Source organism: Mesorhizobium sanjuanii, assembly GCF_002529485.1.
Classification (GTDB): Bacteria; Pseudomonadota; Alphaproteobacteria; order Rhizobiales; family Rhizobiaceae; genus Mesorhizobium; species Mesorhizobium sanjuanii.
Window position 1 is genome coordinate 19,195 of record NZ_NWQG01000199.1, and the last position, 9,344, is coordinate 28,538.

The 9,344-nt window shown below is 61.9% G+C and carries 11 protein-coding genes; all 11 read left to right on the forward strand.

All coding sequences use genetic code 11. The features are described from left to right. Positions 1-217: 217 nt before the first annotated feature. A complete protein-coding gene (gene coxB / locus CN311_RS25960; RefSeq protein WP_165779855.1) occupies positions 218-1,132 on the forward strand; it encodes a cytochrome c oxidase subunit II in 915 nt (304 codons plus the stop codon). 37 nt (positions 1,133-1,169) lie between these two features. Next, positions 1,170-2,822, forward strand: coding sequence for a cytochrome c oxidase subunit I (gene ctaD, locus CN311_RS25965; RefSeq protein WP_097576513.1), 1,653 nt, complete (start codon positions 1,170-1,172; stop codon positions 2,820-2,822). 75 nt (positions 2,823-2,897) lie between these two features. Continuing rightward, the gene (locus tag CN311_RS25970) at positions 2,898-3,842 is read left to right on the forward strand and encodes a heme o synthase (RefSeq protein WP_097576514.1); all 945 of its coding nucleotides are present in this window, start codon (positions 2,898-2,900) and stop codon (positions 3,840-3,842) included. Positions 3,843-3,844: 2 nt separating this feature from the next. After that, positions 3,845-4,006, forward strand: coding sequence for a hypothetical protein (locus CN311_RS25975; protein WP_097576523.1), 162 nt, complete (start codon positions 3,845-3,847; stop codon positions 4,004-4,006). A gap of 1 nt (position 4,007) precedes the next feature. Then, a complete protein-coding gene (locus tag CN311_RS25980; RefSeq protein WP_097576515.1) occupies positions 4,008-4,637 on the forward strand; it encodes a cytochrome c oxidase assembly protein in 630 nt (209 codons plus the stop codon). A 1-nt stretch (position 4,638) separates the two neighbouring features. Next, positions 4,639-5,520, forward strand: coding sequence for a cytochrome c oxidase subunit 3 (locus tag CN311_RS25985; protein ID WP_097576516.1), 882 nt, complete (start codon positions 4,639-4,641; stop codon positions 5,518-5,520). Between the two features lie 84 nt (positions 5,521-5,604). Then, positions 5,605-5,991, forward strand: coding sequence for a DUF983 domain-containing protein (locus CN311_RS25990; RefSeq protein WP_097576517.1), 387 nt, complete (start codon positions 5,605-5,607; stop codon positions 5,989-5,991). Then, positions 5,988-6,785, forward strand: a complete 798-nt coding sequence (locus CN311_RS25995) for an SURF1 family protein (protein WP_165779856.1) — start codon at positions 5,988-5,990, stop codon at positions 6,783-6,785. Before CN311_RS25990 ends, CN311_RS25995 begins: the two co-directional genes overlap by 4 nt. 253 nt (positions 6,786-7,038) lie before the next feature. Then, the gene (ispH, locus tag CN311_RS26000; protein WP_097576518.1) at positions 7,039-8,043 is read left to right on the forward strand and encodes a 4-hydroxy-3-methylbut-2-enyl diphosphate reductase; all 1,005 of its coding nucleotides are present in this window, start codon (positions 7,039-7,041) and stop codon (positions 8,041-8,043) included. 7 nt (positions 8,044-8,050) lie between these two features. Then, the gene (locus CN311_RS26005) at positions 8,051-9,013 is read left to right on the forward strand and encodes a homoserine kinase (RefSeq protein ID WP_097576519.1); all 963 of its coding nucleotides are present in this window, start codon (positions 8,051-8,053) and stop codon (positions 9,011-9,013) included. Next, positions 9,010-9,344 (forward strand): ribonuclease HI (gene rnhA / locus CN311_RS26010; RefSeq protein ID WP_097576520.1); only part of this gene is annotated, 335 nt, incomplete at its 3' end. The genes CN311_RS26005 and rnhA, both read left to right, overlap by 4 nt.

Here is a 9,344-nt window from a genome sequence, read left to right on the forward strand (position 1 = left end):
GAGCAGTCGCTGCTGTTCACGTGCCGGTGATCGGCGAAGCGCGTTTTGTCACCCCGAGGGCGCGGCCGGCGCTTGCGCGCAAAAATGCCGCACGGTTTCCTCCGCTCCTTTCTTGCGGAGGGAAATAGAGTATGGTTTGAACCACCCTTGGGACTGTCCGGGATTCTCGTCCCGGCCTGTTCGATAGTCTTGCGGTCCGATCGCGAGGAACTGGGAGATGATGAGGGCGATGAGAAAATTCCTGGCAGGCGCCAAATTCCTAGCAAGCGCCAATTTTCTGGCAAGTTTAGGCGCCGCAGCCATCTTGTTCGCCGGAGCGTCTGCCCATGCGGCCCAGCCGCAACCCTGGGAAACCACTTTTCAGCCTCCGGCAACCGACATCATGCGGCAGATCGAGTGGTTCGGGAACTACTCGATGTGGTTCGTCGTCCCAATCACCGCACTGGTGCTTTTCCTGCTCGCCTACTGCATCTTCAGGTTCCGGGCGAGTGTGAATCCTGTCCCTTCGAAGACCAGCCACAACACGCTGATCGAGGTGATATGGACTGTCGGGCCGGTCGTCGTCCTGCTCTGCCTCGCCATTCCCTCTTTCCAACTGCTGACCGCGCAATATACGCCGCCGGAAGAAGCCAAGCTGACCATCAAGGCAACGGGAAACCAGTGGAACTGGGACTATGAATACCAGGTCGACAAGACGCTTTCCTTCAATTCCGCCATCCTCGCGGATGCCGACCGCGCCGCGGCCGGCAAGGAAGATCGCGCCGTCTATCCGCGCCTGCTGACCGTCGACAACGAGTTGGTGGTGCCGGTCAACACCATGACGCGCGTGCTGGTCACGGCGACCGACGTGATCCATGCCTTCGCCATGCCGTCCTTCGGCATCAAGACCGACGCTGTCCCTGGCCGCATCAACGAGGTCTGGTTCAAGGCCGAGAAGGAAGGCCTCTATTACGGCCAGTGCTCGGAGCTCTGCGGCAAGGATCACGCCTTCATGCCGATCGCGATCCGCGTCGTTTCCGACGCGCAGTACAACACCTGGCTGGCAGCGGCCAGGACCGACCTGCCTGGCGCCAACAAGGCGTTGATGGCCCAAGTCGACAGCGCAGACAAGGTAGCGGCCGCCGGCAACTGATGCCGCGGCCAGGAAAGATCAGGGAACGGAGCGGAACATGGCAGAGGCTGCAGCTCACGGCGATCACGACCACAAGCCCTATCATGGCTGGGTCCGCTGGGTGTATTCGACCAACCACAAGGATATCGGTACGCTCTACCTGATCTTCGCCATCATCGCGGGCTGCATCGGCGGCGCGCTTTCGGTCGTCATGCGCATGGAGCTGATGGAGCCGGGCATCCAGATCTTCACGGGCCTGGCGCAGATGGTCTACGGCATGGACGGCGATGCGGCGATCGACGGCGGCAAGAGCATGTACAATGCCTTCACCACCGCTCATGCGCTGATCATGATCTTCTTCATGGTCATGCCGGCGCTGATCGGCGGCTTCGCCAACTGGATGGTGCCGATCATGATCGGCGCGCCTGACATGGCCTTCCCGCGCATGAACAACATCTCCTTCTGGTTGCTGCCGCCGGCCTTCATCCTGCTGCTCACCTCGATGTTCGTGCCGAGCGCGCCCGGCGCCTACGGCGTCGGCGGCGGCTGGACGATCTATCCGCCGCTGTCGACATCAGGCCAGCCCGGACCGGCCATGGATCTGGCCATCCTGTCGCTGCACATCGCCGGCGCCTCCTCGATCCTGGGCGCCATCAATTTCATCACCACCATCTTCAACATGCGCGCGCCTGGCATGACCCTGCACAAGATGCCGCTGTTTGCCTGGTCGGTGCTGATCACCGCTTTCCTGCTGCTGCTGTCGCTGCCGGTTCTTGCCGGCGGCATCACCATGCTTTTGACCGACCGCAATTTCGGCACCACCTTCTTCACGCCGGACGGCGGCGGTGATCCGATCCTGTTCCAGCACCTGTTCTGGTTCTTCGGCCATCCGGAAGTCTACATCCTGATCCTGCCCGGCTTCGGCATCATCAGCCACATCGTCTCGACCTTTTCGAAGAAGCCGGTGTTCGGTTATCTCGGCATGGCCTATGCCATGGTCGCGATCGGCGCCGTCGGCTTCATCGTCTGGGCGCACCATATGTATACGACCGGCCTGTCGCTCGACACGCAGCGCTACTTCGTCTTCGCCACCATGGTCATCGCGGTGCCGACGGGCGTGAAGATCTTCTCCTGGATCGCCACGATGTGGGGCGGGTCGATTTCGCTGAAGACCCCGATGCTGTGGGCGATCGGCTTCATCTTCCTGTTCACCGTCGGCGGCGTCACCGGTGTCCAGCTTGCCAATGCCGGCCTCGATCGCCCGCTGCACGACACCTATTTCGTCGTCGCGCACTTCCATTACGTGCTGTCGCTGGGCGCGGTCTTCGCCATCTTTGCCGGCTGGTACTACTGGTTCCCGAAGATGACCGGCTACATGTATTCGCCTGTCATCGGCAACACCCATTTCTGGGTCACCTTCGTCGGCGTCAATCTCATCTTCTTCCCGCAGCACTTCCTCGGCCTTTCCGGCATGCCTCGCCGCTATATCGACTATCCGGATGCCTTCGCCGGCTGGAACATGGTGTCGTCCTACGGCTCCTACATCTCGGCCATCGGCGTCGTCATTTTCCTCTACGGTGTGTTCGAGGCCTTCCAGAAGAAGCGGGTCGCTGGCGCCAATCCATGGGGCGAGGGTGCGACGACGCTCGAATGGCAATTGCCTTCGCCGCCGCCCTTCCACCAGTGGGAACAGCTGCCGAAGATCAAATAGGCGGTTGCCCGCGAATACGAAACCGCCGGCCCGCCCGGCGGTTTTGGCCAACGGAATGATGGACTTTAAGTACGCATGGCCCTTGTCGACGAGAGATTGACTGACGAAGCGGGTTTCCGCATGTCGGAAGCGACGGCGGGCGATTTCTTCGCCCTGCTGAAGCCGCGTGTCATGTCGCTGGTGGTGTTCACGGCCTTTGTCGGCCTGGTCGCCGCACCGGTGACCATCAATCCGCTTCTGGCGGTGATCGCGATCCTGTCGATCGCCATCGGCGCCGGCGCCTCCGGCGCGCTCAACATGTGGTACGACGCCGACATCGATGCGGTGATGACCAGGACCGCCAGCCGTCCGGTGCCGGCCGGCCGCATCCTGCCCGGCGAGGCGCTGAGCTTCGGCCTGGTGCTGTCGGTGATGTCGGTGATGACGCTCGGCGTGCTGGTCAACTGGCTGTCGGCCACGCTGCTCGCCTTCACCATCTTCTTCTACGCCGTCATCTACACAATGTGGCTGAAGCGCTGGACGCCGCAGAACATTGTCATCGGCGGTGCCGCCGGCGCCATCCCGCCCGTCATCGGTTGGGCGGCGGTAACCGGAACGGTCAGCCTGGAAAGCCTCATCCTGTTCCTGATCATCTTCCTGTGGACGCCACCGCATTTCTGGGCACTCGCTCTCTTCAAGTCCGAGGACTATGCCAGGGCCGGCATCCCGATGATGCCGAATGTCGCCGGCCAGGCGTCGACCAGACGCCAGATATTCGCCTATGCGCTGATCCTGGCGCCGGTGGGCGTGCTGCCATGGGTGCTTGGCTTCACCACGCCTGCCTATGGCGTCGTCGCGGCCCTGCTTGGCGCAGGCTTCGTCTGGTATGCCTGGAAAGTGCTGCGCATGGCGGCGGACGACAAGGTGATGAAACCGGCCAAGGCTCTGTTCGGCTACTCGCTGCTTTATCTCTTCGCCATCTTCGCCGTCTATCTCGCCGACTGCGTTGTCGGGCGCGCGCTGGCGATCGGTGGAGCATGACCATGGTCGACAAGAATCTCGAACTCGTTTCGCTGACCGAGCGTCAGCAGAAGGCCCGGCGCAACCGTTCGATGGCCATCGGCGTGGCGCTGGCGGTGCTTGTCGTCATCTTCTATGTCGCCACCATCGTGAAGTTTGGTCACAACCTCGCTGGGACGATGTGAGATGAACCGCGAAGCCGTGACCGATCCCAAGAAGAAGAACACGAACCGCATTGTCGCGGGCGTCTGCATCGCTTTCTTCGGCGGCATGATCGGCATGGCCTACGCCGCGGTGCCGCTTTATGCGATGTTCTGTCAGGCGACCGGTTATGGCGGCACCACCCGCCGCGCTACCCAGCAATATGCGAACCGGGTGCTCGACCGCGACATCACCATCCGCTTCGACGCCAATACGGCGGGCGTGCCTTGGGACTTTCAGCCGGCCGACCGCTCGATGACGATCAAGATCGGCGCGACCGTCCAGGCGCACTATCGGGCGACCAACGAGTTCAAGGTCGCAACTACGGGCCGCGCGACCTTCAATGTCCAGCCTGAACTGGCCGGTCCATACTTCAACAAGGTCGAATGTTTCTGCTTTACGGACCAGACCTTGAAACCCGGCGAGACGGCCGACATGCCAGTCGTGTTCTACGTAGATCCCGACATCGTCAATGTGCCGGAACTGAAGGACTTGAGTACCATCACCCTGTCCTACACCATGTTCCCGGTCGAGAAGAAAAAGCCGGCGGCGTCGTCGCTTCCGGCCGAAAGCAGCAACAAGATTTCAAATACCGAAGGAAGCCTCGGGGGTTGACATGGCAGACGCGCACGCAAAACCACAGCATGACTACCATCTCGTCGACCCCAGCCCGTGGCCTTTCCTGGGTTCGGTCGGCGCGCTGGTGACCGCGATCGGCGGCGTCTGCCTGATGCAATATCTCAAGGCCGGCGACTTCCCGATCTTCGGCTACAACATCGCCAATCCCTGGCTGTTCTTCATCGGCCTCCTGATCGTCATCTACACCATGTTCGCCTGGTGGTCTGACACCATCAAGGAAGCGCATGAGGGCCACCACACCCGCGTCGTGTCGCTGCATCTGCGTTACGGCATGATCATGTTCATCGCTTCCGAGGTGATGTTCTTCGTCGCCTGGTTCTGGGCTTTCTTCGACGCCAGCCTGTTTCCCGGGGAGGTCCAGCAATACGCCCGCACCACCTTTACCGGTGGCGTCTGGCCGCCGAAGGGAATGGAGGTCCTCGATCCCTTCCATCTGCCGCTCTACAACACCATCATCCTGCTGCTGTCGGGCACCACGGTGACCTGGGCGCACCACGCGCTCATCCATGGCGACCGCAAAGGGCTGATCAACGGCCTGGTTCTGACTGTCGGCCTCGGCATGCTGTTCACCATGGTGCAGGCCTACGAGTACATACATGCGCCCTTTGGCTTCAAGGATTCCATCTACGGCGCCACGTTCTTCATGGCCACCGGCTTCCATGGTTTCCACGTCATCATCGGCACCATTTTCCTGCTGGTGTGTCTGGTTCGTGCGATGAAGGGCGATTTCACGCCCAAGCAGCATTTCGGCTTCGAGGCGGCCGCCTGGTACTGGCACTTCGTCGACGTGGTCTGGCTGTTCCTGTTCGCGTCGATCTATGTCTGGGCCTCGAACGGCGCGATGATCGAGGGCCACTGACAAAAAGGCATCCGGATTTTGATGAGGCGGCTGCGGCGACGTGGCCGCCTTATCTTTTGCGGTAAAGCGAATTAAGGTAGCGAGATGAGTGAAGACAAGGCGATCTGGCCACCGGTCGATCCGATTTCGGCGGGCCTGCACGGCCGCTGCCCGCGCTGCGGCGAAGGACGGCTGTTCTCCGGATTCCTCACTGTCGGCAAGCGCTGCGTCAACTGCGGCCTCGACTATTCCTACGCCGATGCCGGCGACGGGCCGGCGGTGTTCGTCATCCTGATCATCGGCTTCATCGTCGTCGGGCTGGCGCTGTGGACGGAAGTGACGCTCAGCCCGCCGCTCTGGCTGCATCTCTTGCTGTGGATACCGCTGGCGCTGGTGCTGTGCCTGACGGCGCTCAGATTGATCAAGGGTGTGCTGCTCACGCTGCAATACCGCAACAAGGCGGCCGAGGGCAGGCTGGACCGCGGCGAATGAGTGCGGCTTCCGGCCCGGTTGCAGGCCGTTCGCGGCCGAAGACGGCATTGCTGCTTGGCCTCGGCCTTGTGCTGTTCCTCATCCTTCTGGCGCTCGGCACCTGGCAGGTCCAGCGCCTGCACTGGAAGGAAGGGCTTCTCCAGACCATCGACCAGCGCACGCATTCGCCACCCCGGCCGCTGGCCGAGGTGGAAAACGAATTCGCGTCAAGCGGCGATGTCGACTACACACCGGTGACGGCAATGGGCACCTTCCTGCATCAGGGCGAGCGGCATTTCTTCGCCACCTGGGAAGGCGCTTCCGGTTTCGACGTCTTCACGCCGCTGCAACTGGACGACGGCCGTTTCGTCCTGGTCAACCGTGGCTTCGTGCCTTACGACCTGAAGGATGCGGCCAAGCGTCCGCAGGGCCAAGTAGCGGGCAAAGTGACGGTGACGGGCTTGGCCCGCAACCCGCTGACGGCGAAGCCCTCGATGATGCTTCCCGATAACGATCTGAAGAAGAACATCTTCTACTGGAAGGACCGCGACGCGATGGCACAGAGCGCCGGCCTCCCGGCCGGGGCTCGCCTGGTGCCATTCTTCATCGATGCCGACAAGGCGCCAAATCCCGGCGGTCTGCCGGTCGGCGGCGTCACCATCATCGACCTGCCGAACAGCCATTTGCAATATGCCGTTACCTGGTACGGCCTTGCCGCGGCCTTGGCCGGCGTTCTCATCTTAAGGCTCCGTCGTTCGGCGAAAGACGCATCGGCCCGAAAATCGGAATCGATTTTCGGAAAGCACGATGCGTAGATTCAAAAGTACTAGAGCGTACTTTGTGCGTCCAAATGGACGCACGTCGCTCTACTGATTGCACCCCCGCCCTTGACAGGGCAGGGCTACGCACCTCATTTCGCGCCTTGAGTTTCCAATGCATGTCGCGCAAAAGTGCGCAGCGGTTTTGCGATAACGACATGCATAAAAACAAGACCTTAAAGCGCGTCGCATGAATCCGTTCAAACGCGACGCGCTTTAAGTCCACGATCCGATCAACCGGCCCGCAATCATGCTCCAGACAAAGCCACCGCTGACGATCCGGCTCTGCCAGCCGCGCGGCTTTTGTGCCGGCGTCGACCGCGCCATCCAGATCGTCGTGCTGGCGCTGAAGAAATACGGCGCGCCGGTCTATGTCCGCCACGAGATCGTGCACAACCGCTATGTCGTCGAGGGGCTGCAAAGCCTGGGCGCCGTGTTCATCGAGGAATTGTCCGAGATTCCGGCGCAGCATCGCCAGAGCCCGGTCGTCTTTTCGGCGCATGGCGTGCCGAAATCGGTGCCGGCGGACGCCCAGGCGCGCAACCTGTTCTATCTGGACGCCACCTGTCCGCTGGTGTCGAAGGTACACAAGCAGGCGATGCGCCATCAGCGGCTCGGCCGCCATGTGCTTCTGATCGGTCACGCCGGGCACCCGGAGGTGATCGGCACGATGGGCCAACTGCCGGACGGCGCGGTCACGCTGATCGAGACCGAAGCCGACGCCGGCAAATTGGTGCCCGCCGACCCGCGGGCGCTCGGCTTCGTCACCCAGACGACGCTGTCGGTCGAGGACACCGCCGGCATCATCCGGGCGCTCAGGGACCGCTTTCCCGACTTGCATGCGCCGGCCGCCGAATCGATCTGCTACGCCACCACCAACCGCCAGGAAGCGGTCAAGGAGACCGCCGCCGGCGCCGATCTCTTCCTGATCGTCGGCGCGCCCAACTCCTCCAACTCGCGGCGCCTTGTCGAAGTGGCGGAACGTGCCGGCGCCTCGATGTCGCTTCTCGTCCAGCGCGCTTCCGAGATTCCATGGAACGACATCGGCGCTATCTCGACGCTTGGCCTGTCGGCCGGCGCCTCGGCGCCGGAAATCATCGTCGACGAGATCATCGATGCGTTCCGGCAGCGCTTCCACGTGACCATCGATCTGGCGATCACGGCGACGGAAACGGAGGATTTCCCGGTGATGCGGGTGCTGCGCGATGTCGAACTGACGAAGGCCGACATGGCTTTCGTCAACGGAGCCGCGTGAACAGCCCATGGCGGTCTATACCGATGTCAATGAAGGCGAACTTGGCGCGTTCCTGAAGGCCTATCCGGTCGGCGACCTGCTGTCCTACAAGGGCATCGCCGAAGGCACCGAGAATTCGAATTTCCTGCTCCACACGACCAGCGGCTCCTACATATTGACGCTCTATGAAAAGCGCGTCGACAAGGCAGACCTGCCCTTCTTCCTCGGCCTCATGGGCCATCTCGCCAGAAAAGGCATTTCCTGCCCGCTTCCGGTGACCGCGCATGACGGTACCGTCATCGGCGCGCTGGCCGGTCGGCCAGCCGTCATCATCACCTTTCTCGAAGGTCTGTCGCTGCGGCGGCCGACGGCAGGGCATTGCGGCGAGGTTGGCAAGGCGCTGGCGCAACTCCATCTTGCGGGTCAGGACTTTCCCATGACCCGGCAGAACGCGCTTGCCATCGATGGCTGGCGCAAACTGTGGAACGCCTCCCACGCCCGCGCTGACGAGGTCGAGCCGGGACTGGCGGCCGAGGTCGACGCCGACTTCGCCGATTTCGAGAGCAACTGGCCGATGGGCCTGCCGGAAGGCATCATCCATGCCGATCTTTTTCCCGATAACGTCTTTTTTCTCGGCGAAAGGCTGTCCGGCCTGATCGACTTCTACTTCGCCTGCAACGATCTCTATGCCTATGATGTCGCCACCTGCCTCAACGCCTGGTGCTTCGAGAAGGATTTCTCCTTCAACCTGACCAAGGGCACCGCACTGCTTGCCGGTTACCAAGGCGTTCGGCCTTTGAGTGGCGGGGAGAAAGCCGCGCTGCCGATGCTGGCGCGCGGCTCGGCGCTACGCTTCATGTTGACCCGGCTCTACGACTGGCTGACCGTTCCCGATGGCGGGCTGGTCATGAAACGCGATCCGACCGAATATATCAGGCGAATGCGCTTCCACCGGGCGATCCGCGCTCCTTCCGAATACGGACTGTCATGACCAAGCACGTTGAAATCTTCACCGATGGTGCCTGTTCGGGCAATCCGGGACCAGGCGGCTGGGGAGCGGTCCTGCGCTTCAACGGCAAGACGAAAGAATTGTCGGGCGGCGAGGCCGAAACCACCAACAACCGCATGGAACTGCTCGCGGCCATTTCGGCGCTGAATGCGCTGAAGGAACCATGCGAGGTCGATCTTCACACCGACAGCAAATACGTCATGGACGGTATTTCCAAGTGGATCCATGGCTGGAAGAAGAATGGCTGGAAGACCGCCGACAAGAAGCCGGTGAAGAATGGTGAATTATGGCAGGCGCTCGATGAGGCCAACCG

Coding starts and splice junctions, on each gene's coding strand:
- coxB (WP_165779855.1), top strand. CDS start 218: ATGATGAGGGCGATGAGAAAATTCCTGGCAGGCGCCAAATTCCTAGCA.
- ctaD (WP_097576513.1), top strand. CDS start 1,170: ATGGCAGAGGCTGCAGCTCACGGCGATCACGACCACAAGCCCTATCAT.
- CN311_RS25970 (WP_097576514.1), top strand. CDS start 2,898: ATGGCCCTTGTCGACGAGAGATTGACTGACGAAGCGGGTTTCCGCATG.
- CN311_RS25975 (WP_097576523.1), top strand. CDS start 3,845: ATGGTCGACAAGAATCTCGAACTCGTTTCGCTGACCGAGCGTCAGCAG.
- CN311_RS25980 (WP_097576515.1), top strand. CDS start 4,008: ATGAACCGCGAAGCCGTGACCGATCCCAAGAAGAAGAACACGAACCGC.
- CN311_RS25985 (WP_097576516.1), top strand. CDS start 4,639: ATGGCAGACGCGCACGCAAAACCACAGCATGACTACCATCTCGTCGAC.
- CN311_RS25990 (WP_097576517.1), top strand. CDS start 5,605: ATGAGTGAAGACAAGGCGATCTGGCCACCGGTCGATCCGATTTCGGCG.
- CN311_RS25995 (WP_165779856.1), top strand. CDS start 5,988: ATGAGTGCGGCTTCCGGCCCGGTTGCAGGCCGTTCGCGGCCGAAGACG.
- ispH (WP_097576518.1), top strand. CDS start 7,039: ATGCTCCAGACAAAGCCACCGCTGACGATCCGGCTCTGCCAGCCGCGC.
- CN311_RS26005 (WP_097576519.1), top strand. CDS start 8,051: ATGGCGGTCTATACCGATGTCAATGAAGGCGAACTTGGCGCGTTCCTG.